This is a genomic window from Paenibacillus sepulcri, assembly GCF_042647105.1.
Lineage (GTDB): Bacteria > Bacillota > Bacilli > Paenibacillales > Paenibacillaceae > Paenibacillus_Z > Paenibacillus_Z sepulcri.
On the sequence record NZ_JBHRUP010000001.1, the window covers coordinates 5,713,102 to 5,736,307 of the forward strand.

A 23,206-nucleotide genomic window follows, 5' to 3' on the forward strand; every position below is an offset into this window, starting at 1 on the left:
CGGGAGTGATGGACGAAACAGGCGTCCGGGATGATTGTCGCTGTGAGCAGAGCTGAGACCGGTGCTGCCAGACGGCGCACCGGCGGGAGTGATGAGTGAAACAGACGCACCGGCCATTGTTGAGGATTGGTAGATGGATCGGGTTGGGAGAAAAAGCAAATAACCAAGCAGATCAATAAGGGGGAAGTACGATGAGCGATTCGGAACAACTGGACGGGAGTCGTCCATTCAAGGTTGTCATTGCTCCTGATTCATTCAAGGGAAGTCTGAGCAGCGCCGAGGTTGCCGAAGCAATGGGCGAGGGGGTTAAACGCGCCGCTCCTCATGCCGAGATAGTCTCTATTCCTGTAGCTGATGGAGGGGAAGGAACCATTGATGCTCTGCTGGCTTCCATAGAAGGAGAACGGTATAACGTAACCGTTACCGGTCCGCTGGGCAAACCTGTGGATGCCGCGTATGCGCTGCTGGCAAACGGCATAGCCGTCATCGAGATGGCAGCTGCGTCGGGACTGCCGCTCATCACCTCTGATGAGCGGGACTCGCTTGGGGCTACGACCTACGGAACAGGTGAGCTGGTCCGCCACGCTCTTGATCAGGGCAGCCGGAAGATGATGATCACGCTTGGCGGCAGCGCCACGACCGATGGCGGCATGGGAATGGGACAAGCGCTTGGATTCCGCTTTCTGGATGACGAAGGCCGCGAGCTCGGCTTCGGCGGGGGAGAGCTGGAGCGGCTGGCCGCCATTGACGCATCTGCAGCGGATCCCCGGCTGGCGGAAACGGAGGTAACGGTATGCTGCGACGTTACCAATCCTCTTTATGGTAAGCAGGGCGCGGCCTTTATATTCGCGCCGCAGAAAGGTGCCGACGAGGCCGCGGTTCTTCGTCTCGACCGCGGCCTGCGGCGTTATGCCGCCGTGCTGCACAGCTCGCTCGGCGTGCAGGTGGACAGCCTGCCGGGAGCCGGCGCGGCAGGCGGGATGGGCGCGGGCAGCGCGGCCTTGCTGCGCGCTGCGCTGCGCCCGGGTTTCACCCTCATTGCCGGGATTACCCGGCTGGAGGATGTGATTGCGGGAGCGGCCCTCGTCCTGACAGGCGAGGGCCGGACCGACGGGCAAACCGCCGGCGGCAAAGCGCCCGCCGGCGTTGCGGGCCTTGCCCGCAAGCATGGCGTGCCCGCCGTCTGCATCTCCGGCGGGCTTGGCCCCGGGGTTGACGCCTTGTATGCGCAAGGCGTCACAGCCCTGATGAGCATCGTCGATGGCCCGATGGGCCTGGACGATGCAATAACCGGCGCCCGGCCGCTGCTGGCGCGGGCCGCCGAGAATGCGGCGCGGATCTTTCTGGCCGGCGCCCGATCGCGCGGCTAGCGCGGCTTAGACGCGGGATGCCATGGTTAACAGGCATCCTGCGGACGATTACTATAACCAGAAAGCCCCTTCCGCAATCCGAAGGGGCTTTCTGGTTTTTATCTGTAATCCCTAACAGCCTGCTGCAAGGTTGCTTTTTATTTGTAGACCGATTATGTCGAGGCAATTATAAGTGAGCTGTAAGACGCCATTTCCTCGCTGCATGTGCACAAATGGTGCGGCGAGACGCCGCAGTAAGGTTTTTCCTTATAAGAAGCTGTTTTAACCGTTGAAACACCAACACGAGAGGCTGTAAGACGTTTTATCCTTGCTGCATGCGTGCAAGTGGTGCGGCGAGAAGCTGCAGTAAGGTTTTTCCTTACTGGAAGCTGTATTAGCTGTCGTAATTCCAACAAAACATTCCCAAAGCAAGGCGCGGCTTCGCGGATAGTTAATCCGAAATAAGGCCGCGCTTGACCAGTGCCTGCTCAATCGGCATATGGCGTATGAGCTTCTCCATGGCATCCCCGGTCGCGATCAACTCCTCTTCCGTATAAAGCTGCCGGAACTGCTCATACATTCCGATTTCAATATGCCGGACAGACCCGGCAAGGGTCGTGCCTTTGGCTGTCAGTCTCAATAATACGTATCTCGAATCATTGGGATCGCTCATTTTATCGATCAGTCCGTCTGTGACCATCCGGTCGATTAGTCTCGAGGGGCTGCCCGTTTCACAAACTAACAAGCTTCCCAGCTCCTTGAGCGAGATGGGCTGACGATCTTCGAGAACACGTATGACCTCCGCCTGTGAAGCCGTCAGATCATGCGCTTTGAGCTGATCATTCAGCATGCGGACGCCTTGACGCTGTGCGGCAAGAATCAAATAACGAAACCGTTCCGCTTCATAATAAAGATTGGACATAGACTCCTCCTGAATTTGTAGGCTGAAGCTTGCGCTCCCTAACGGGGGAGTGCAGCTGAGGTAGGCCAAGCAGATGCCTATTCTAACCGATAATACGGGATATAACATTTCCTTCATGATTGGCGAGAACCGCGCAGCAGTCCGCTATTTGCGCGAATTCAGCTATCCAGCGCAGGGATTGTGCCGCTTCATTCTTGCTTGTTGTCAGGCCTGGCAGGATGTGCTGCTTCCAGGACTTCTCGGCATAGCCGGTATCGCTTGCCAAGAGAACCCAGCCTTCCCCGGTACGGATAAGAACGGAAATATGGCCTTTGGAATGCCCGGGTGTATGGACTAAGTATAAGGAACCGTCATGGAATAGATCAAGTCCAAGCTTGAAGAGTCCATAAGGAATATCCTCCAACGCAAATGTCTGGAGATTAACGCCTTTCCATATAGAGCGGATATATTCCGCATCCTTTACAGCTGCACGCAGCTCAATTTCGCTGGTCATAATGCGCCCGGCACCGCTAAGGCTGCTTCAGGCCGCTCACATGATCGGAATGAAGATGGGTCAGAATCACATAATCCAGATCCTTATCTCCCAGCCGCACACTTGCGAGCCTTTCGCGCATGGAATGAGCTTCAGGCAGTCTGCCTTGATAAATACTGAGGGCAAGATGCCCCAAATGCTTCTTTTGATTCAAATATCCTCATGCAGCCGGTGTCCCCCAGTATCCGGCCTTTCAGGCGCTCGATCAGATAGGCGGAAACCGGGACCCACATCTTCCTGGAGTACGGGCGCAGCCAGCCGGTGAAGGGTGCGGGATGCCAAGTTTTTTCTTTAAAAGCAAGCGCCTGATCGATGAGGACCTCGCCGGTATGCCAAACATGAAGATTAACAGCCTTCATTCCTCTCACTCCATTACGCTTTATGGATGATATATCATCTAATTACATGATAGATGATATGTCACTTATCTGCAACAACTATCGGAAGGAAAGCTGCGTGAAGATGATGCGTCAATTGTTTATCAACCGGTTTGCGTAAAAATAGAAATCCTCCAATCGATCCTGTTATGAAAATAATCTCTTCATGGTATATCCGCTTGAACAAAAGCGAGGAATAATCGTATACTACTCATAGCAACATACAATCAAATAACAGGAGTTGGGAAAAATTATGGCTAAAAGCGCTGCGCGAAAGAAAAGGGAGAAGCGGCTGCGGCAGGGTGAGATGGATCCGAGATTGCTGCGGGGGAATTGGAACGGAGTCATGCCGGTGACGAAGGTTAAACCGGACAAACGGAAATATGCATATGCGAAAAGTGACGATGATCGAGTCTTTAAGATTGCTTAAAGAATGGATCATCGTCACTTTTTTCTTTAATGGCCATTTTCCACAGAGAGGATGAGTTGAATTGAAAAAGAATGTCTGTGCGAAACAGAATCCTGCGAGGAGGTATGAGCCCGACTACATCCATCCCGTACCTGTGCTTGAACATGGGGACCAAATGGATATGAACGGTGCGCGCGAGGCTTTTCTCTTTCAGCATGACGGTCTCTTCTATCTGCATTATGACGGCAATGGTGAGAACGGCTGGAGCTGCTGTCAGGCTGTTTCCAGGGATTTGCTCCATTGGGACAAGCGCGGCGAGCAGCTGCAGGCCGGACTGGCCGGAGAACTGGACCATGGAGGAGCATGTTATGGACCGACGTTCTTCTTTGAAGGCAAATGGCATCTCTATTATGTATCGGTCGAAAATACTTCCGGCGCTCCTTTCTACATACCGGCCCTTCCTTATCGTACAGGTCTGGCCACAGCGGATCATCCGGATGGGCCCTGGACCAAGGTGTCGACCAGTTTGCTTGCCCTCGGAGAGAAGGGCAGCTGGAACGAAGGCTGTATCTGTGCGCCTTATGTCCTTCAACTGGACGGCAGATATTTTGCTTTTTACAGCGCCAGCACGACAGGACCTGACTATTACCGGACAATCGGGCTGGCAGTATCGGATTCGCCGGGCGGACCATGGGAGCTGTCTCCTGAGCCCTTGCTGCCTCCCGGGGAGCAGCTGGAGAATGCGAGTTTGTATTATGAGCCCGCATGCAGCCTCTGGTTCATGTTTGTCAATCATGTGGGACGCGATGAAGCCGGCAATGAATTTACCGAGGCGGTATGGGTCTATTGGAGCCGCAGCGTAACGGAGTGGGATCCGGAGGATAAAGCCATCGTTCTGGATGCGTCCAATATACCCTGGGTCAAACAGGCGGTTGGACTTCCGGCATGCTTGGTCGTGGGCAGTAAGCTGTGGATTGGCTTTGACGCCTGCAAGGAATCTGTGAATTCGGCTAATATCGGCAACGCGCACCGGGATATCGGGATGTGCAGCTTTGATCTGCCTCTGCGTGCGCCTGTATTGGAGTGATTGTCCTCATCGGCATGCAAATTCAATTTCACGTCGAAACAAAGAAATAACCTTGCTGCGTCGTTTTGGACGCTTGGCAAGGTTATTTTTTGCAGCCATCAGACGTACTGTTCTACAAATAAAAAGGCTGGACGCACACAGGCTTGGACACCTCGATGCTGTTGCCTGTGTAATGCAATTTGCCCGACTCACGGTCGACCTGGAAGGTTACGATATTGTTCGTGTCCCGGTTGGCGGCAATGAGATAGCGCCCTCCAGGAATCAGGGCAAAATGCCGCGGGTGGGCGCCCTGCACATCGGCATGCTCCACAAGCGTCAGCCTGCCAGATTCTTCATCAATGGCATAAACAACGATGCTGTCATGCCCGCGGTTGGAGCCGTAAAGAAACCGTCCATCCTCCGAAACGGCGATTTCGGCGCATGTATTTTCTCCTTGAAAGCCATCCGGCAAAGTGGGGACCGTTTCAATGGAGGTTAACCGCCCTTTTTCCGCATCATAGGCAAAGCCAGTTATCGTTGAATCCACTTCATTGATGACATAGGCATATTTACCGTCAGGGCGGAAAGCAAAATGCCTCGGACCCGCGCCCGGATGGAGGCTAGTCTCCTCATGGAGCACCAGCCGGCCTGCGTCTTCCTCAAGGACATAGCTGCTGATGCGGTCAAGACCCAGATCCTGCACAAACAGGAACCTGCCGTCCGGGCTGAAGATGGCGGAGTGGGGATGGGGCTGATTCTGACGTTCCGGATGCAGCCCATGGCCTTCATACTGCTTGACATCGGCAAGCTTTCCGACGTGCCCTTCAGCTGTTAATTCGACCAAACCAATCATGCCTCCATGATAGCTCGCCACGATCAGGTATTTACCGCTGGGATCTCTCTGGATATGGCAGGTTGGCGCTTCGACGGTAGCCGCTTTGTTCAATAAGTTCAAAGCTCCGGTCGCGGCATCGATGGCAAAAGCGGCCGCTTCCCCGATTTTTTTGCCCGCGGCATCGGTACCCTCCGAGATTGCGTACAATCTGTGTTTGGCAGCATCGACATTCAGAAAAGTCGGATTCTTAAGTCCCTGGTATTCATAGGCAAGCGTCAGCGATCCCGTATTTTCCGCAAAGCGGTAAACATAGACCCCGCTGTTCTCCGGTTCCGCATAGGAACCTGCAAATATGTACAATGATTGACTCATCCGATAAATTCCTCCTCTTGCTCGATATTCACTTCCACGCTTCCATTATAAAGTGTGATGGGGATACAAACAATTCTCTTTCCCCTGCACCGCTTCATCCGGGAGGCCCAGCCGTCTGGATCCCAAGACGCGTGAAGGAGAGGCATATCTGTTTACATATTGATATAAACCAAACATAATGATAATATATCTATATAAGACAAACAACATGTGGAGATGTTTAATATGAATGTGTCGGAGTATTTTTACAGCGCATCACTGCAGGATTTGAAGAACGGTTATGTGTTCGATCCGGCTGCGGCAAGCTATTATTGCTTGATCTGCGGCGAGGGGTTCGAAGACGGCGATGTATACCCTGCCGGGAACCGCTTCATGGAAGCGCGCAAATATGTCCTTTACCATATCGGGCAGGCGCATGGTTCCATGCTGGAATATTTGCTCGGACTGGATAAGAAAGCAACGGGCCTGACCGATTTGCAAAAGCAGCTGATCGGCGCCTTCGCTTCAGGTCAGACGGACGCGGAGACGGTCAAGATGACAGGAGCAGGCAGCGCTTCGACGATCCGGAATCACCGATTCGCCCTTAAGGAGAAGGCCAGGCAGGCCAAATTATTTCTGGCCACGATGGAGCTGATGGAAGCTGCGCTCCCGAGCGGAGCGAAGTTCATGCCGGTTCACCGCGCTGCGCCGCAGGTCGATGAGCGGTATGCCTTGACCCAGGAGGAATATGCGAAGCTTTTGGCCAAGTATTTGCCGGATGGACTGAATGGGCCGCTCACGGGGATGCCGCGCAAAGAGAAGCAAAGAGCCGCACTGCTGCGTCATATTTCCACAATATTCCAGAAAGACGGCACGTATTCGGAGGCGGAGGTTAATGACATTTTACGGCGCTTTCTAAGCAAAGACTACGCCACGCTCCGCAGGCAGCTCATCGATTATCGTTTTCTGAGCCGTGAGAGCGATGGCAGCGCATATTGGCTGACGGTTTAATATAGGAATCATTCAGGAGGATTTCAGACATGGATCGAAGAAAAGAATTGCAAAATGAATTTGCTATGAAAAAGAGAACGATGGGTGTTTTTCAAATCAGGAATCTCGGCAGTGGAAAACGTTATATCGCCTCGACATCGACGCTCGATTCGGCCTGGCATCGTGAACGCTTTATGCTGAACATGGGCTCCCATATCAATTCCCTGCTGCAGGCGGACTGGAAGCAAGACGGAGAAAAACAGTTTGAGTTCGAGGTTCTGGAGTCGCTCAAGCTGGGCGATGAGGTCAGAAACGATTATAAGGATATCAAAGTTCCCGGCGGGGGCGTACAGCGGAATGTCGTCATGGCTTACAGGGATGAACTGAAGAAGTTGGAGAAGAAATGGATGGATCAGCTTATCCCCTACGATCCGCAGGGCTATCACAAACCGCCTAAAGGAGGATCATGATGAAACGGATGCCACTTGAACGTCCAACCGAGCATTATGATGAACGAATTGTTAATATCGATGAGCAAATTTGCGCACTGCTAAAGCAGCGAAAGGAATCTTCGGACCATAATCCAGGTTTTCCGCCATTAGAGCACATCTCTGGATGGGCAAATTCTTTTGAACTTTACGAAGATTTCTTGAAAGCGGTATTTGGCGTTTTGAGAAATGAAGAACATTTTAGACCTATAGCAGATCCATCTGGATTCAGAAAGCATATCCCGATCCTGAAATCGATTGAACAGGGGGAGCTTTTTTATTCGGTAAATTCAGTACGGCAATATAACAATGCTAGTGTAATAACGTTTAGTATAGATTGGGACATTACAACCGACCTTCCGGAAAACCCGCATAATCACAGTTATTTTGAGCTCTATTTAGGAGAAGAATACGACAGTCGAATGACCAATGGTGGACGTTCGTCAGGACATTCTTCGTATTGCTATGTAATATCTCCGCCTTTGCCGGACGATCTTTCAGGATTTGAATTCAAGTTCAGGGAATATGGCGCCCCTTTTAACAACAAACCGACAGGTATTGAGGTAGTCTTTCAGATAGAATAAGCTTTTTTTACGAAAGTGATGATCCTTCATTACCTGAACGACCTCTTTAATAAAATCTGTATTATTACCTGAATATGTATGATAGTTGAAGCGATAATCGCGAAAAATGGAAACCCGCGCCTCACGCTTTCGCCTTCAGCCGCGCTATCAGCTCCGTCCGTCGAGTTTGATCATTTAAAGTGACCTCCGATCTGCTCCTCTCTCCCGCGGGCGACTCAGATTCAAGAAGCGAAGAAGCGTGTATGATGGCGTCGCTCCCGAAACGGTTTTTGATTTCGTCGATCGCACGTTCCTTACGGTAAGCGCGAGAACGGTCCTCAAACAGGGTCAGTTGGATTACGCTGTCTACGGATAACTGTCCTAATGATATGCTGAGATGGCTAATGGGCATTCCACTCCAATGCTTTATAAACAGCGCATGCGCGGCAGCCGCGACCTCATGCGTTAACGATGTCGGCTGCGATAACGTCATTTGACGGCCGAATCCCGCCGACTTTTCCCCATCCGTCTCTCCCGAGCCTACCGATACAACCGGTGATGGATCGATTCCTCGTGCAGTCTGCCAGTAGTAACCCGCCTGAATATCGCTTTGGCGGCCCATTCGACGCCGCATTCGCGCCTTAAAATCGCCGAAGTCCAGCCGCGCTATGTCTCCAATTGTGTTTAGTCCCATCCGGACAAAATGCTGAGTCATCCGGTTCGCGACCATAAACATTTGATGGACCGGAAGCGGCCACAATTCCGCTTCGATATTATCCTGGTTCAATTCGAAAATACCGTCTGGACGCTTCTTGGCGAAGTTGTCCGTCACCATTTAGCGAGAATTTTCGTCCCCATAAAGGTTTGCGATTTCTCTCAATCCGTCGAGTGTCTCCACAAAAAAGCTTTGGTGACTTTCTATTTCGAATTTGTATTCATTGTCCAGGTCTACAAATTCCTTGAAATACCCAAAGGTGCATCCTACGCTGGCCGATGAAATGGGTCGTTACCTTCAGAGATAGCATTGATGATCGGTGAAAAAAGTTTAGTTCAAACCCGCTTGGTAGATAGGTTAGTGACGACATTGCTGGCTTCGCAGCTCGTCGAAACGGTCATTTGGTGGCTGGAACAAAAGGAACCCCTACCCTCCTGAGCAGATACCTACCCAATATTACCGACTGAGGACTTCGCTTCTTAAAGAGGTCGGGGCATTGGGTCGGGGATTTGTCATATTTTAGATTTCCTTAGTTTCACTTGATAAACCGTGCATGTGAAAAAAACGACAATACATGCCAGGCAGAGGATTGCCACCCCTGCAGCGTCAGATGATTCACCCGCGGCCTGCAGCCATTGCGCCGAGATTTCTGGCAGGGAACCCGGGCTGTAGGCCATATAACGCGGCAGCCACCCCGAAGCCATGGATAGCAGCACCGCCGCCCCCAGGCTGACAAAAGCAATGCCTGCCGCAGGATTTACGAGCGAGCTCAAAAACAGCGTTAGCGAGCCTACAAACCAGAGCCACAGCAAATAGAAGAGTCCCGCTTTCATGGCTGCTCCGGCCTCGACGCTTCCGATCATCTGCGCGGTATAGTACCAGGCGCCCACGTAGCCGAGCACGAAGGAGGCCGTGACGAGGGACAGCATGCTTGCCCACTTTGCCGCTGCATAAGAGACGTACGATACCTGCCTGGTAAAAATCATCTGCGAAACGCCGCTTTGGCGCTCGCCGGAAATCAGGGTCATGACGGACAATACGAGGATCAGCATTCCGACCGAGCTGTATTGGCCCAGCGTCTGAGCCAGCACCTCCGCGCCTGACGGTGGCTCAATCGTAATCGTCATGCCCTTGGGCATGTTGCCTGCGGACTCCAAAATTTCCGGTAAAAAGCGAGTCAGCACCGGCTGCATCACCCCGAGCATCAAGAACACGAGCGGCACCCACAGCCATTTATAGCTGCGTCCCATCTCCAGCATTTCTTTGCGGAAAAACAATCGAAACTGCCTCATGACTGCACCACCTTCAAAAACAAGTCTTCGAGCGTGCTTTGACCGGCCTCGAACGAACGGATGATCACGCGATGAGACGCCGCATCAGACATAAGTGCAAGAGCTGCCTGCTCGACATCCGTTACCGTCAGTTTGGCCCGGCCTCCGGAATTCTCCGACTGAAGGACGAACTCCTTGCCGCCAGCCTTGGCCAACCAAGACCGCGAAGCCTTGTCTCCGCCCACCTCGAGCCGAATCACCGGCTCGCTGTATGTTCGCCGTATATGATCGAGGCTCCCCTGCAGGACGATTTCACCATCGCGAATCATGAGAATGTCATCACAGATTTCTTCCGCGTCATTCAGCACATGCGTGGAGAACAGGACAGTCGTCTCGCGGCGTATGCTCTGGAGCAGAGTCAGCACATCTTTGCGACCTGCGGGATCGAGAGCGGATACCGGCTCATCCAGAATGAGCAGCTTCGGGCGGTGGATGAGCGCCTGGGCCAGCCCCAGCCGCTGCTTCATGCCGCCGGAATAACCTCCGATCTTGCGCTTGCCCGCATCCCGAAGCCCCACCGCTTCCAGCCACTCGCCGGTCTGTCTCTTGGCTTCGCGGCTTTTCAGCCCGGCCAGCTCCCCGGCGTAGAGCAGGAATTCGGCCCCGGTCATCCATGGATAAAACACGGGCATTTGCGGCAAATAGCCGATGTATGGCCGGCGATCCGAAACCGGGCTTCCGCCCAACAGAAGCTCGATCGACCCGTCGGACGGTCGAAGCAATCCCGCCAGCATGCCGATTACCGTCGTTTTGCCGGCACCGTTCGGGCCAAGCAGGGCGGCGCAGCTGCCTTCGGCGAGGTTGAACGAAATCCCTTTAACGACCTCACGCTCCTTAAAGCGCTTGGATAGTCCTAACACCTGCAACAGCGTCCGGGTCATGCGGCATCCTTCCTGCCGATGACAAAGTAAGCGACCGAGCCCAGAACGTTGCCGCATAAAATAATGATGGCCCACAGCCATTTCGGTCCGCGCGTCGCTTCCGCTTTGAATAAGGAGATCAGGCCCACCACAGCCAAAATCAGCTGCAGGATGAGCAAAGGCATGATCAAGCTCCAAGGTATACTTGAATTCATCGTATTCATGGGTGTTTCCCCCTTTTATTCATTAGGTTTGTTTCGATGATTATTCCGGTTCTTCAGGCGCTCTTTTATCCGGGGCCAGTACATATGGACGAGCCAATAGGCAATGAGCGGTCCCGGGGACTGGATGAGCCCGACAACCCCCCAGACCCAGTAGTATTTCGTATGGCGGCGGGCATGGGTAAACAGGAAGAGGCTTTGGGTCAGTAAAATGCAGCCGGCCAATATGACGACCCAAACGGGAATCGATTCGGGAGCTGCTTTATGCATGGCCGGACTTCACCTTCTTCTTGGAACGATGAAAAAAACGAACGGCAAACGCGATCGCGCCAACGAAAACCACACTTTGGATGGCCGCAAAGACAACGATATTCATGGATGCCAGAAGCATATTGCCTCCGATCAAGGCCAGGGCAACGACCAAAAACAGCGCGACTTCCATTCCCGCACGCATGCGGAGCTTCCGCTGCTCGTCCGCAACAAGCCGTTCCAGCTCATGCAGCGGCGGCGGCTCAGGCTGGCCAATGGCCGTCTCCATCTGATCGAAGCCGTGCATCAGCTGCGCGATCAGAGCCTGATCTTCGGCGGATGGTGGTTCTTCATGGATGCTATCGGCCTTTTCATGCTGCCGCTTGTTCGGATCGGAAAGTTCTTTCCGCTTTCCATTATTCCTTTTCATCTGTCGTCAGCTCCTTTCTTAACTGTTGCAGTCCGTGATGGATTCTAGATTTCACCGTGCCCGGCGGAATGTCCATCATGTCGGCGATTTCGTCATAGGCATAGCCGTAATAATGCTTGAGCAAAATCGGCAGCCGCCATTCGTAGCCCAATCTGGACAGCGCCTGCATCGCATCGGTCCTTTCTTCCTGCCGCGCTTTCAGCTGCCACTCCGTCCGGCGAAGCGCCTGCTCCCGATCCCTCCACTGCCTCTCGACCTTGGTGCGACGCATCTGGTCAAAATAAATCCGCGTCGCCAGCGTAATAAGCCAGGATGAGAACTTCGATTTTCCGTTATATAAACAAATCTTCTCCACACATCTCAGCATCGTTTCTTGCGCCAAATCCTCGGCCAGCACCGGGTTCATCGTCATCTTGATGAGATATTTCATTAAAAACGAGTAGTGGGCTTTCAACAGCTGCGCCATCGCCTGACTATCCCCGCGCTGCGCGCGTTTAATTTGATCGAGTTCGTCCAACCGCAGTCCCTGCTCCCTTCCGCCGGTTTCATGTAGCTAGTTGACCATCTCAGCCCGTACGCGACTCATGCAATCACCCATAATACGAAGAGGTTAGCAAAATCGTTCATGGAAATCAAAAAAAGCTCTCCATAGCAGCCCTTTCGAGCGATTACAAAGGGAACTGTAGAAGCCGAGCAGGTAAACGCTGGATAGACTTTGGTTGGACAAATGCTGGACAATAATAGGAACATTAGCTCCTATTTCTGTGCTAATATCAAAGCATAAACCACAAGAGCAATTGAGCAGCTGGCCCTGCCGTATGGCATTAAACTAGGCAAAACATGTACCCGGAATGGACCGTGCAATCGGTCTGACGGAGGGGGAGGGGACGCCAAAAGTACTGTAAGCGGTACGAGAACACGCAATACCACCAAATACCGTTTTAGAGAGGAACGTGATATTAATATGCCAGCTGAAATTAATGTAAGGACAGATGCGGGTTACGGAGCTGCAGGAAACGGAATAGCAGACGATACGCCCGCCATTCAGAGAGCGCTGAATGACATCGATCTGGACGGGCGCATTATCATTCCTGCAGGTGTTTACAAGTTGCGGAAAGCGACTAGCCACTTCACCACCAATGACTTCACTGAAAGCACAACAGATAAATTGCCATGCTATTACTCACTCCAAATTATGCGGAGATGCACCATCCAAGCAACCGGAGCTGTCTTTATCATTAATACGTCCACAACAATTGAAGAATCATACGGTGCGATTCTCGGGATCGGGATTGAAGGTATTAATATTATCGGAGGGGCTGTATTCGGAACCGTGTTCCCGCTTAATGGATATCAAGTATACCGTAATGGAATTTTGCTTCAAAATTGCGATGACGCCATCATCGACGGATTTCAAGGCATGAACCTGACACAAGCTGTCCAAATCTACAGTTCGGTTAACTGTAAAGTGAAAAATGTAAGAGCACGGAATTGTTACGGATCAGGAATTATGGTGTATAAAGGATCAAACAACACTGTCGAAGACTGTTTTGCAACGAATTGCTGGGATGGGGTCATTTCGCTGTTCTTCACGTCTACCAGCACTATAAACAGATGCCATGTTTCGGAAACCCGCGCAACGGGATTCGCCGGTGGACAAGGGATCACCGTTGAGCATAATTCCGGATCAGCCGTCACCAACTGCATAGTCGAAGGCTTCTATTATGGCATCGACGTGAAGAACGGTTCGACGGGTTCGATAGTGAAAGGAAACACATTAACAAATAATTTGTGTCAGATCGCCATCCGTAAGGGTGATCCGCTCAACACGCAAGGGGTCTGCACGAACGTTGAAATTTCCGGGAACCTGATTTTCGATGGAAAGAAGGATTCAGGATACGCTCCAATTCTTATCAGCGATGGCGGCTCGGGACATGTCGTGAAGGACAACGTAGTAGATGAGATTCCCTATCTTGTCGCCCAGAATACAACTGTTACAGATACTAATAACTACAGTTTTACCATCTGAAACTAAAGAAGCAAGGAGATAGTGGACCGTCTTGAACGTTTCGAACAGTACACCAGACCAGTCAGAAAGACGGGATGCGGTTTTTACAGATCGTCCTCGGGGGGACGATTTTTTTTAATTGTGGCCTATTATCTTTTCAGTACAAATTTCCATGGATAGATAATCATATAAGAACTGGACAAAGGCGGCCTGCTAGGTGCTGGCTGGGATATGTGCTCAAACAAACCCCCAGATTGCCTAATTGGAGCATCATCTACATCGTGATTATCTTCGTGATCAGATTCACGATTGCTATTATTCGGCTATAGCCTGCATGCCCTGCTGCTGGGCAAAGCTCCTCAATATTCCAGTTTCCGCTCAGCCGCACGATTATCTTTGCCTTTCTCGCCGTAAGGAACGATAACGGAGGTCAGCAGCTCCGTTATATCCTTCCCAATGGCTTGATTTCTGGCATTCTGATTAAGTCAGCCACTATTTCTCTCCCTCATGCCGGCAATCGGTCCCGATTGCCGGTTCTTTCTGTTTTAATCCCCGCCGATATTTCTTTCATTGTATAATCGTGGAAATAGATAGGGAACCATTCTCCTTTCCGATTCGTCTACTTTTGCGAGGTGAACACAGTTGCAGTTCGATTACTTGAAACATGTTAAAGGCGGCTTGGACCGTCATGCCGTGCTCGACGAACTGATGCAGGCTTACGGCAAAGACGTCTGGAACTTCGCCTTCTTCATGACGCATCGAAGAGAGCTGGCCGACGATATTACCCAGGATGTATTCATCAAGGTGTTCGAGCATCTGTATAATTTCCGGGGTCAATCGTCGGTGAAAACATGGCTGCTGGCCATTACCCGCAATACGGCGCGCGACGTGCTGCGGTCGGCCTGGATTCGCCGTGTGACGCTCATGCCCAGCCGTCATGCGCAGCAGCAGACTCATGCTTCAGCGGAACAGGAGACAATCGACAAGCTCATGACCGAGCAGGTCTGGGGTGTCGTATTGAAGCTGCCTGCCAAGCTGCGTGAGGTAATGCTGCTGAGCAGTCATTACGGACTGTCGATGAATGAAATGGCGGACATGCTTGGAGTATCGACGGGCACCGTGAAATCAAGACTTCACCGGGGAAGGGCGGCGGTTAACCGCAAGCTGTCCGAGGATGCCATGCTGACCGGGGAGGAAAAGTGGACATGAAGGATCCGGTAAATCAATGGGAGCGCCGGTTGGCGGAGAAGCCTCCAATCCGAAATGGGTTCACCTCAGATATTGAACGCAAAGTGAGGGAACGCATCCGCATGAGAGAGAAGAAACGAAAATCGCCGTTTCGGGCTGCAGCGGCCATGATGTGCGTGGTTGTGCTGCTTGGCTGCGGCTGGTGGTTCCGCGACGATTTGATGCAAATTATACAGCCAGGCCATGCCGAAGACGCCATGGCTGCGCTTTTGAACGACTCCCTGGAGGATGAAGGGGATCTTATCCTTAAAGTCCAGGACTCCAAATACAGCAATTTCATGAATGATATCGGACGGCCGTTTGTTCTGCGTCATCCATCGGTGGAATTCCGTTTGACATTGCCTTCGGACGCTTCACTGAAGAATCTTGCGGAGTGGGTCGATCAGGAAATGCCCGATGTGCTCCGGTTGACGCCGGCTCAGTTCCAGGACCTCGCGGGACAGGGGAAATTGAAGTCTCTCGATATTCTGGCGGACAAGGATGGTGTAAAGCTGGATTCCATGTACGATCCGGTAGTCAAGACCATCCGTCAGCTTGGCGGAGGGGAACTGTACGGTTTTGCGCCTATCTTCAGTACGGAAGCCGTATATGTCAACAAGAAATTATTTGAGAAATACAAGATTGAGCTGCCAAAAGACGGAGTCACGACCGATGAGCTGCTGCAGATTGCCATGAAATTCAACGGCACCGGAGCAGCCGGACTATCCACCTCAACCGGCAGAAACGGATTCAGCTTGTTCAGCCAGCTGGGGAGCATCTCGGGACTGCGTTCGCTAAGTCCTGACGGCAGCCAATTGACGCTGGATACTCCGGCATGGAACAGCCTTTGGAGCGAAGTGACGGAGGGGCTGAAGGCTGGCTGGATCATAGACAATGTGATAGATTGGGCGGAACACCCGGGTGGACTATCGATGGAGCAATTGAGAAAGCTTGATGCCTTTGCCAATGGCAAGGCGGCGATGTCCATTAATACCTATTCTTACGGGAATCAGCTGGCCCAGTATAAGGTAAAGCCATCGGATGTCGAGTGGATGGCGGTTGCTCCGGCTGTGGTTGACGCATCGGCTGGTTTTTATCTGGATACGATCTATGCGGTCAATGCGCAGACGACCCAAGAGAAAGCGGCATGGGAGCTGGTGAAATTCGCAGGAGGGCCGGAGTACGCCAAAAAACTGCTCACTCAGACGGGCTCTTTGCCTGTTTATATGGATTCCAGGCAGTTAGCCTCCCTGCCTGCCGAGCAGTGGAAAGCCTTTTACCCGCCTGGTCTGGATCCGGAGCAAATTACGGCTTCCATCAAACGCTCCGGCAATGAGGAGCAGGCAAAGGCGCAGGGGCAAATCTATCAGATTGGCTCTGATACGATGAAGACGGTGTTGGACGGCAAGCTGCAGCCAGACCAAGCGCTGGCAAGCATGGAGGAGAAGCTGCAGAGCGCGAATCCCGATCTCCGAAAGGGGACTTCACCATGATTAGCAGCAGCTTGTTTACCCTATTCGCAGCCCGTCGGATTAAGCGATCCCTTATGAATATGACGGGTAGCCGTCTCGTCTTTGCAGGACTTGTCTCTCTCCTGCTGATGTCGGGCTGTTCGGATAGTTCAACTGCGCAGAAGCCTGCAGATGTCCTAAAGGTGGCCGGGGTAGACGAAACGACATTTGAATTCTATTATCAGGATTATTTTGATCTGGTTTACCCTGACCTTCCGGTTGAATTGGTTGCCATGGGAGATATTTATCAGGATAAAGACCCCATAAAGGCTTATAAGCAGCTGATTGAAAAGGAGAAGCCGGACATTATTATTTTGCCGTCGGCTTATTACAGCCCGCTCGCAGATCAAGGCCTGTTGGAGGATTTGACCGGCTGGATGAGCCGCTCGGACATGGCGGAGACGGATTATCAGCCGGGAGCTATAGCCATGCTGAAGGATAATGAAGAGAACAAAATATACGGTCTGGCTCCCTCATACGACTCTTCGCTGCTGTATTATAACGCCGATTTGTTCAAGCAGTATGGTATTGATCCCCCGACGAGCGGGATGACCTGGAAGGAGCTGCTTCAGCTGTCTTACCGCTTCAAGCAAGCGGGAGGCGGCATTGTCGGCTATCATGATCCATGGATGCAGGATTTGAACGCCCTTATATTCGATACGCTGAATGGAACCGAAGGCTTGCAGCTTGTAGATTGGCAGAGGGGCATACATTTGTTGGATACGCCCGCCTGGCATGATCTGCTGCAGACAGCCGTTGAAGCGGTTCGCAACGGGTCCATCGCCATTAAGGGCGTGGAGGTTCGCGTGGAGGACGGCGGCAGCTGGATCGACGAGGGGGCGATAGAGAAGCAGGATCTCTTCGCCAAAGGCAAAGCTGCGATGGCTATCGATATGTATGGCAACAGGAGCCGGTTTGATCAATCCAAGTTTGCCTGGAGTGCGGTCCTGCCTCCGGTGAACAGCGCTACCCGGGAGTCGGGCGGCTACATGCGGATGGATGGGGTTTTCAGCATATCCGCAAGCTCGGCGTTCAAGGAGGAGGCCTGGAAAATAATCCAGTTCATTGGCAGCGAGCGTGCCGCCAAGGTGATTTCCAAAACGGATGGCGGATTGTCGATCCGCCGCTCGGGACTTCAATTCAACACCAATCCGCTTGCGGCTGTTGCCTTCGAGCAGAAGCCGACTCTTAATGCGATTGACTTCACTGACCGAAGAGATTTCTATTTGAATGAGAATGCCATGGTTCAGAAGGAGCTGCAGATTGTGCTGCAGGGCAAGCAAAGCCTGGACGCCGCGATTCAAACCATGCAAAAGCAGGGACAGGCGTTTGTTGATGCTTTTGTGAAGAAGAACAAAGCGGATGAGGAGAAGACGGAACCGTGAGCGGGAGTGGGAAAAGAGATCATCGGATGCGCTGTGCCGCGGCTTTTCCGGCCGTTGAGGACATGAAGGCTGCTGACAATGCCGGAGAACAGGGTGACTGGCGGATTCCCCGCCGGAAGTGGAGCGGGGCCGCCATCATAGCCCTGCTGATGATTGGCTTGTCATTGATGGGAGGGTGCATGGATGGGCCCTCAAACGACAAGACGGCTAGCTCTCTAGTGATTGCTGTCAATTCCGAGATTGCTTACGATTCGGATTATCGGGATTATCTGGAGGCAGCTTTTCCGGATTTGAAATTCCGGCTGGTTGAGATGAAGATTGAGCCTGCCAAGGAGATGACCGGGCAATTAAAGCAGTTTATGCAGCGGGAGCAGCCGGATTTAATTATCGGCGTATTTGGTTATTACGTGTCGCTGGCCAACAGCGGATTGCTTGAGAATCTGTCGGTACGTCTGAAGGGCAGCGGAATATCAGCGGATGATTTTCAGCCTGGCGTTATCGAACGGCTTAAGCAGACGGCGGATGGGGAGCTGTACGGCTTGGCAGGGGAGTTTGACGCTCCTGTGCTTGTTTATAATGAGGATTTGTTTGCAAAATATGCCGTCGAGCTTCCCCATAATGATATGACGCTCCCGGAAATCTTCGAGCTGGCCAATTCATTCGCCCGGGCGGGCAGCGCTGGGGACGGGGTGGTCGGATTTCATCAATCGTTAAGCAGTATGCCGGCAGATCAGCTGAATAATTTGGCCCTGAGTGAAGGCATTCAGGCCTACAATCTGGACAAAGGCAAGATGACAATCGATACGCCGTCCTGGAAAATAGTCTTTCAAACGGTTGTCGATATGTATCGGGCCGGAACGCTTATGATGCAGGATGTTAAGACCGACAGGATAGGCGCGATGGAGGTATATGGACCGGAAGCGGTGGCTGAAGCAGATTTGTTCAAGCAGGCCAAGTCGGCCATGACGCTGGCGGATCATGGCCAGTATGCGCAGACCGGATTCAGGACCGGAGAGGCGACGCCGCCCGTTACCTCCTCCGATCGAAGCCGTACGTATCATATCTACGTACCCAATATTATGAGCATTCGCTCAGGATCACCAAACGCGGATGAGGCCTGGGAGGTTATCCGGTTTATGAACAGTGACCATATGGCGAAAGTCCGGGCCAATCTGAAGGATGATGGCTTCTCAAGCCTTAAAACCTATCAGCAGTATGATCGCGAGCCGGTCGTGGACGAGCTCTATGAGCTCCATTCCGTTCCACTGCCGACAGATGTTCCTCCTATGTCTCTCGATGTGGAAATGAAATTTTTTAATCAGCTCGCGGAGCTGGAAAACCGGGAAATCACGGCTGTAGTCAAGAAAGAGAAAACACTTGATGCAGCCATTCAAGTCATGCAGAAAGAAGGCCAGTTCCTGCTGAACGCGGCGATGCGCGCCGAGTGATAAAGAAGCGAATGAAGCGGACGAAAGAAAAAACAGAACGATGTTTATTCTTGGTATTGAAAAAATATTAATTCCTCATATTAGACTAAAAAATAATCTGATAGAATAGGAGGGGGATATAAAAAAAGGTATAAATTGGAGGAAAAACATGAAGAACAAGACGATCAGGATGTTTGCTCTTTCCTTGGTTTCTGTATGTTTGTTATTTTCATCGTTTGGCGTGGCATTCGGCGACACTGCATCAGCAGCATTGGATATTAAAGGGCATTGGGCGGAAAGCCAAATCAGCGGCTGGATCGATAAAGGCTATATTAAAGGTTACGAGGATGGGAGCTTCAAACCCAATAAGACAATAACCAGAGCAGAATTTAGTACACTGATTAACCGTTCTTTTGGATTTTCGGAAACAGCAGCAATTTCATTTGGAGATGTGGCCTCAAGCTACTGGGCCTACTCCGAAGCGGCAAAAGCTGTCAAAGCAGGATACATAAAAGGTTATGAGGATGGAACATTCGGGGTCAGCAAGCCGATAAGCAGACAGGAGGTTGCTGTTATTATTGGCAGATTGCTAAACCTGCCTGCTGTTAGTGCAGGAGCGTCATTTCAGGATGCAGGCCTGATCGCTGAATGGGCCAAAGATGCAGTGGGCCGGGCTGCTGCCAGTAATATTTTAGTAGGATATAAAGAAGACGGCAGCTTTAAGCCAACCAGCCCAATTACTCGTGCAGAAGCGGTCGTAACATTGGATCGCATTATTTCATACAAAGCGCCAACTGGATCAGCTGGATCAGTTGGGCCGGCTGGACCAGCAGGACCCGCAGGACCCGAAGGATCAACCGGACCCGCAGGACCAGCAGGGCCGTCAGGAGCAACGGGACCCGCAGGAGCAACGGGACCAGCGGGGCCGGCAGGAGCAGTAGGGCCAGCAGGACCGGCAGGAACTGATGGGGTAAATGGGGCAGATGGGATAAATGGAGCAGTAGGACCGGCAGGAGCAGTAGGTCCGGCGGGAGCAGATGGAGCAGATGGAGCCGACGGAGCAGATGGAGCCGACGGAGCAGCAGGGCCACCAGGACCGGCAGGTGTGGTAAGCTTTGCAGACTTTTTTGCCTTGATGCCTCCTGATAATGCAGCAACAGTTGCTCCGGGTACAGACGTAAATTTTCCGCAAGACGGACCTAGTAACGGAACTATTATCCGTACTGGTCCCAGTATGTTCAACTTGCCCGCAATTGGCACATATCAGGTCTTGTTTCAGGTGAGCGTGACCGAAGCGGGACAATTGATGTTAACGCTCAACGGCGCTGATTTGGCTTATACGGCAGTTGGGCGGGCTACAGGTACTTCTGAAATAGCAGGAATGGCTCTTGTGCAGACGACGGTCATCAATTCGGTACTCACTGTACGAAATCCAGCGGGCAATTCCACGGCACTAACCCTTACTCCTCTGGCAGGAGGAACAAGGCCTGTATCAGCACATCTTATTATTACGCAAGTTGCATAGATGGAGATAGAGCGGCAAATCTATGGTGTCCTCACCTTATTACAAGGTGGGGATTTTCCATGTCTGGATCGGTGCATGGGCGCGATATGGAGGAACAAAAATAGTGGAACAGCTTCTTTTGCCAGGACAAATATATGCTATACTAGCTGGAAACTAAACTAGAATAAGAGGTGGGCAAATGGCGATAGCGTACAAGATTAATGCTCCGCTTCTCTCAGGGGATGTTTCCGATGTATTCAAAAGCTCAGGAATCAAACGTCCGGCGGATGATCTTGACCGTATCCAGCGGATGATTGACAACGCCGACATTAACGTATCGGCCTGGGACGGGGACAAGCTCATCGGATTGGCCAGAGCGATTACCGATTTCTCCTATTGCTGTTATTTGTCCGATCTGGCAGTAAGTCAGGAGTATCAGAAGAGCGGGGTAGGTACAGAGCTTGTCAGGCAGCTGCGTGCGTATCTGGGGGATGAGGTCTCCTTATTATTAATCTCCGCGCCGACCGCGATGGATTATTACCCGCGTATCGGGTTTGAGAAGAATGATCGGGCATTTATAATACCAAGATCGAAGTAACGAGCGTTTGCAGAGCCTGTTAATCACTAAACCTTGGAAACATGAACGCCATTATTTCAATCCGGCAGCATGCCGTTTCGGAGGACTTCCACATGCATGAAATAAGATGGGCACGGCTGGAGGATGTCGAGGATTTGGGACGGGTGCACGCCGCATCCTATAGGGATGCTTATAAAGAGATCATGCCGGCTGATTATTTGGTCAAGGTTGCGGCTGAGGAACGGGCCAGGCACTTTGAACATTCCCTGTCTCAAGACATGGAACGGACTGCAATCATGCTGGTCAATGAAACAGCAATAGGCTGTCTGATAATCAACCCCTCCATTGAAGGCTTCGAAAGTACCGCTGAAATTTCGGCAATTTACCTGTTGAAGGAATATCAAGGCTCAGGGTATGGGACCCGTCTGCTTGATTGGGCAGTGGAGCGATTGAAGGAGCTGGGTTACATAAAAGTGATTCTGTGGGTGCTCCAGGAGAACAAGGCCGCAATCGGCTTCTACGAGCGTCGAAGCTTTGAATTCGACGGCACGGAGCGGGAGATCTACCGGAGCAGGAATTTGCGCCAAATGCGATTTCAAAAGGCGTTATGACAAGGCCTGATCGATTACGATGGAAAATAGGATAGAACCGTGCACAAGGCTGCCAATCCATTGGCAGCCTTGCTGCGTTTGCAAGCATGAACGCCAGCGTGAACATGGGTCTTTCCCGGCTTTCTGAAGTCTTTGTCCATGCCGTCCCGATCATAAAAAAGTGTAACGTATATTAAATTCGTTACAAATTATCAGAAGTAGCCGGTGATACAATATAAAGAGCACGATTAACCGAAGAATGTCCGGGAAGGAGATTGATATGATAGCGGCTATAAGCTATTCCGGCGATTTTATTCCGGACGATGGGCAGCTGCAAAGGATGAAGCGGCAGTTTCCCCAGGTGACGTTTATGGATAAAAAGCGGGATGAATGGGAGCTCGGCGGCCTCGAGAATGCCGAAATTCTGATTGGATTCCCATCTGACGGGATGCTTCAAACGATGAGAGCGCTAAAATGGCTGCAGCTGCCAAGCGCCGGAGCGGACAGCTATGCGAAGAGGCCTGCGCTGCCGGAGCATGTGGTCGTGACCTCCTCCAGCGGAGTATTCAGCGTCCCCGGAGCCGAGCATGCACTGGCGCTGATGCTGGCGCTGACGAGGCAGCTTCACGTTCATTTCCGCCAGCAATCGGAACGGATCTGGAAGCATAATCCGCGTTGTCTGGAAATTCAGGATTCGAACGTGACGATCATCGGCATGGGGGATATTGGAACGGAGTTGGCCCGGAAAGCGAAAGGGCTGGGAGCCTGCGTCATCGGGGTCAAACGGAGCTTGTCGGAACGTCCGTCTTTTGTCGATGAGCTGGTTGTGACCGCCGATCTGGACAGCGCCCTGGCCAAATCGGATTTTATCGTCTCCACACTTCCGCTGACGGCCGAGACCGAGGGTATAATCAGCGCTGAACGAATCGGGCGGATGAAGCGCGGAGCTGTTTTCATTAATATTGGACGCGGGCGCACCGTCGACGAGGAGGCGCTGATCGAAGCGCTGCAGAGCGGGCATCTTCATGGAGCGGGACTGGATGTTACGGCGGTGGAACCGCCCCAGGCAAGCAGCCTCTTGTGGGATATGCCGAACGTCATTCTGACGGCTCACGCGGCAGGCGTAAGTCCCAAAAAAGCGGAGAGAAGAACCGAATTATTCGCAGCCAATATTCAAAGATATTTGCAGGGCGAGCCGCTGCTTAATGTCATCGAACGGGGCAGAGGGTATTAAACGTTTATTGATCTTGGGTATGGCTGGTGATAAGATCGCATTACGGTAAAACCCA

General features: G+C 52.0%; 27 protein-coding genes. 15 read left to right on the forward strand and 12 right to left on the reverse strand.

Annotation, left to right across the window (positions count from 1 at the left end; translation table 11 throughout):
* Window positions 1-191 precede the first annotated feature (191 nt).
* Entirely contained in the window at window positions 192-1,370 is a 1,179-nt protein-coding gene (locus ACFOLF_RS25015; protein WP_210046801.1) for a glycerate kinase, read from the forward strand.
* Window positions 1,371-1,800: 430 nt separating this feature from the next.
* Here the strand turns inward: ACFOLF_RS25015 and ACFOLF_RS25020 are convergent, their stop codons facing one another.
* The 4 genes from ACFOLF_RS25020 to ACFOLF_RS25035 form a co-directional block, all read right to left on the reverse strand.
* Window positions 1,801-2,271 (reverse strand): MarR family winged helix-turn-helix transcriptional regulator, encoded by a 471-nt coding sequence (locus tag ACFOLF_RS25020; protein WP_210046802.1) that lies wholly within the window; start codon window positions 2,269-2,271, stop codon window positions 1,801-1,803.
* An 82-nt stretch (window positions 2,272-2,353) separates the two neighbouring features.
* Window positions 2,354-2,764, reverse strand: a complete 411-nt coding sequence (locus ACFOLF_RS25025) for a hypothetical protein (protein WP_379114334.1) — start codon at window positions 2,762-2,764, stop codon at window positions 2,354-2,356.
* A gap of 16 nt (window positions 2,765-2,780) precedes the next feature.
* Window positions 2,781-2,885 carry an MBL fold metallo-hydrolase gene (locus tag ACFOLF_RS25030; protein ID WP_379114332.1) on the reverse strand — a complete coding sequence of 35 codons (105 nt, stop codon included), beginning with the start codon at window positions 2,883-2,885 and terminating at the stop codon, window positions 2,781-2,783.
* 10 nt (window positions 2,886-2,895) lie between these two features.
* Entirely contained in the window at window positions 2,896-3,162 is a 267-nt protein-coding gene (locus ACFOLF_RS25035; RefSeq protein WP_379114330.1) for a hypothetical protein, read from the reverse strand.
* Between the two features lie 271 nt (window positions 3,163-3,433).
* Between ACFOLF_RS25035 and ACFOLF_RS25040 the strand changes: the two genes are divergently transcribed.
* Window positions 3,434-3,610, forward strand: coding sequence for a hypothetical protein (locus tag ACFOLF_RS25040; protein ID WP_210046803.1), 177 nt, complete (start codon window positions 3,434-3,436; stop codon window positions 3,608-3,610).
* 61 nt (window positions 3,611-3,671) lie between these two features.
* The gene (locus ACFOLF_RS25045; protein WP_210046804.1) at window positions 3,672-4,676 is read left to right on the forward strand and encodes a hypothetical protein; all 1,005 of its coding nucleotides are present in this window, start codon (window positions 3,672-3,674) and stop codon (window positions 4,674-4,676) included.
* 112 nt (window positions 4,677-4,788) lie between these two features.
* On the opposite strand, the gene ACFOLF_RS25050 is transcribed toward ACFOLF_RS25045, so the two are convergent.
* Window positions 4,789-5,862, reverse strand: a complete 1,074-nt coding sequence (locus ACFOLF_RS25050) for a lactonase family protein (protein ID WP_210046805.1) — start codon at window positions 5,860-5,862, stop codon at window positions 4,789-4,791.
* Window positions 5,863-6,087: 225 nt separating this feature from the next.
* Between ACFOLF_RS25050 and ACFOLF_RS25055 the strand changes: the two genes are divergently transcribed.
* From ACFOLF_RS25055 to ACFOLF_RS25065, 3 genes are read left to right on the forward strand one after another with little or no spacing between them, the layout of a single operon-like run.
* Entirely contained in the window at window positions 6,088-6,852 is a 765-nt protein-coding gene (locus ACFOLF_RS25055; RefSeq protein ID WP_210046806.1) for a DUF2087 domain-containing protein, read from the forward strand.
* A gap of 29 nt (window positions 6,853-6,881) precedes the next feature.
* On the forward strand, window positions 6,882-7,301 hold the full coding sequence (locus ACFOLF_RS25060) for a GIY-YIG nuclease family protein (protein ID WP_210046807.1): 420 nt from the start codon (window positions 6,882-6,884) through the stop codon (window positions 7,299-7,301).
* Complete coding sequence (locus ACFOLF_RS25065; protein ID WP_379114328.1) at window positions 7,298-7,903, forward strand: hypothetical protein; 606 nt, start codon at window positions 7,298-7,300, stop codon at window positions 7,901-7,903. Before ACFOLF_RS25060 ends, ACFOLF_RS25065 begins: the two co-directional genes overlap by 4 nt.
* Before the next feature lie 121 nt (window positions 7,904-8,024).
* Here ACFOLF_RS25065 and ACFOLF_RS25070 read toward each other — a convergent pair whose 3' ends face one another.
* The 7 genes from ACFOLF_RS25070 to sigY all read right to left on the reverse strand — a co-directional run bounded on the left by ACFOLF_RS25070 (window position 8,025) and on the right by sigY (window position 12,205).
* Window positions 8,025-8,717, reverse strand: a complete 693-nt coding sequence (locus ACFOLF_RS25070; protein WP_379114326.1) for a DinB/UmuC family translesion DNA polymerase — start codon at window positions 8,715-8,717, stop codon at window positions 8,025-8,027.
* 392 nt (window positions 8,718-9,109) lie between these two features.
* On the reverse strand, window positions 9,110-9,889 hold the full coding sequence (locus ACFOLF_RS25075) for an ABC transporter permease (protein ID WP_210046808.1): 780 nt from the start codon (window positions 9,887-9,889) through the stop codon (window positions 9,110-9,112).
* A complete protein-coding gene (locus tag ACFOLF_RS25080) occupies window positions 9,886-10,809 on the reverse strand; it encodes an ABC transporter ATP-binding protein (RefSeq protein ID WP_210046809.1) in 924 nt (307 codons plus the stop codon). Before ACFOLF_RS25080 ends, ACFOLF_RS25075 begins: the two co-directional genes overlap by 4 nt.
* The gene (locus ACFOLF_RS25085) at window positions 10,806-11,003 is read right to left on the reverse strand and encodes a PLD nuclease N-terminal domain-containing protein (RefSeq protein WP_210046834.1); all 198 of its coding nucleotides are present in this window, start codon (window positions 11,001-11,003) and stop codon (window positions 10,806-10,808) included. The genes ACFOLF_RS25080 and ACFOLF_RS25085 overlap by 4 nt, the downstream gene beginning before the upstream one ends.
* A 24-nt stretch (window positions 11,004-11,027) precedes the next feature.
* Entirely contained in the window at window positions 11,028-11,279 is a 252-nt protein-coding gene (locus ACFOLF_RS25090) for a transcriptional regulator (RefSeq protein WP_210046810.1), read from the reverse strand.
* Window positions 11,272-11,688, reverse strand: coding sequence for a YxlC family protein (locus ACFOLF_RS25095; protein ID WP_210046811.1), 417 nt, complete (start codon window positions 11,686-11,688; stop codon window positions 11,272-11,274). The genes ACFOLF_RS25090 and ACFOLF_RS25095 overlap by 8 nt, the downstream gene beginning before the upstream one ends.
* Window positions 11,675-12,205: an RNA polymerase sigma factor SigY gene (sigY, locus tag ACFOLF_RS25100; protein WP_210046812.1), complete on the reverse strand. Its 531-nt coding sequence runs from the start codon at window positions 12,203-12,205 to the stop codon at window positions 11,675-11,677. Before sigY ends, ACFOLF_RS25095 begins: the two co-directional genes overlap by 14 nt.
* A gap of 447 nt (window positions 12,206-12,652) precedes the next feature.
* Between sigY and ACFOLF_RS25105 the strand changes: the two genes are divergently transcribed.
* From ACFOLF_RS25105 to ACFOLF_RS25145, 9 genes are all read left to right on the forward strand, one after another.
* Window positions 12,653-13,717: a right-handed parallel beta-helix repeat-containing protein gene (locus ACFOLF_RS25105; RefSeq protein ID WP_210046813.1), complete on the forward strand. Its 1,065-nt coding sequence runs from the start codon at window positions 12,653-12,655 to the stop codon at window positions 13,715-13,717.
* Window positions 13,718-14,353: 636 nt separating this feature from the next.
* On the forward strand, window positions 14,354-14,905 hold the full coding sequence (locus tag ACFOLF_RS25110; RefSeq protein WP_379114324.1) for an RNA polymerase sigma factor: 552 nt from the start codon (window positions 14,354-14,356) through the stop codon (window positions 14,903-14,905).
* Window positions 14,902-16,416 (forward strand): extracellular solute-binding protein, encoded by a 1,515-nt coding sequence (locus tag ACFOLF_RS25115; protein WP_210046814.1) that lies wholly within the window; start codon window positions 14,902-14,904, stop codon window positions 16,414-16,416. Before ACFOLF_RS25110 ends, ACFOLF_RS25115 begins: the two co-directional genes overlap by 4 nt.
* Window positions 16,413-17,819: an ABC transporter substrate-binding protein gene (locus ACFOLF_RS25120; RefSeq protein ID WP_210046815.1), complete on the forward strand. Its 1,407-nt coding sequence runs from the start codon at window positions 16,413-16,415 to the stop codon at window positions 17,817-17,819. Before ACFOLF_RS25115 ends, ACFOLF_RS25120 begins: the two co-directional genes overlap by 4 nt.
* Window positions 17,816-19,267, forward strand: a complete 1,452-nt coding sequence (locus ACFOLF_RS25125) for an ABC transporter substrate-binding protein (protein WP_210046816.1) — start codon at window positions 17,816-17,818, stop codon at window positions 19,265-19,267. The genes ACFOLF_RS25120 and ACFOLF_RS25125 overlap by 4 nt, the downstream gene beginning before the upstream one ends.
* A 148-nt stretch (window positions 19,268-19,415) precedes the next feature.
* Window positions 19,416-20,771 (forward strand): S-layer homology domain-containing protein, encoded by a 1,356-nt coding sequence (locus ACFOLF_RS25130; protein ID WP_210046817.1) that lies wholly within the window; start codon window positions 19,416-19,418, stop codon window positions 20,769-20,771.
* Between the two features lie 178 nt (window positions 20,772-20,949).
* The gene (locus ACFOLF_RS25135; RefSeq protein ID WP_210046818.1) at window positions 20,950-21,348 is read left to right on the forward strand and encodes a GNAT family N-acetyltransferase; all 399 of its coding nucleotides are present in this window, start codon (window positions 20,950-20,952) and stop codon (window positions 21,346-21,348) included.
* A 92-nt stretch (window positions 21,349-21,440) separates the two neighbouring features.
* Window positions 21,441-21,938 (forward strand): GNAT family N-acetyltransferase, encoded by a 498-nt coding sequence (locus ACFOLF_RS25140; RefSeq protein ID WP_210046819.1) that lies wholly within the window; start codon window positions 21,441-21,443, stop codon window positions 21,936-21,938.
* A 259-nt stretch (window positions 21,939-22,197) separates the two neighbouring features.
* Window positions 22,198-23,151 (forward strand): D-2-hydroxyacid dehydrogenase, encoded by a 954-nt coding sequence (locus ACFOLF_RS25145; RefSeq protein WP_210046820.1) that lies wholly within the window; start codon window positions 22,198-22,200, stop codon window positions 23,149-23,151.
* Window positions 23,152-23,206 lie beyond the last annotated feature (55 nt).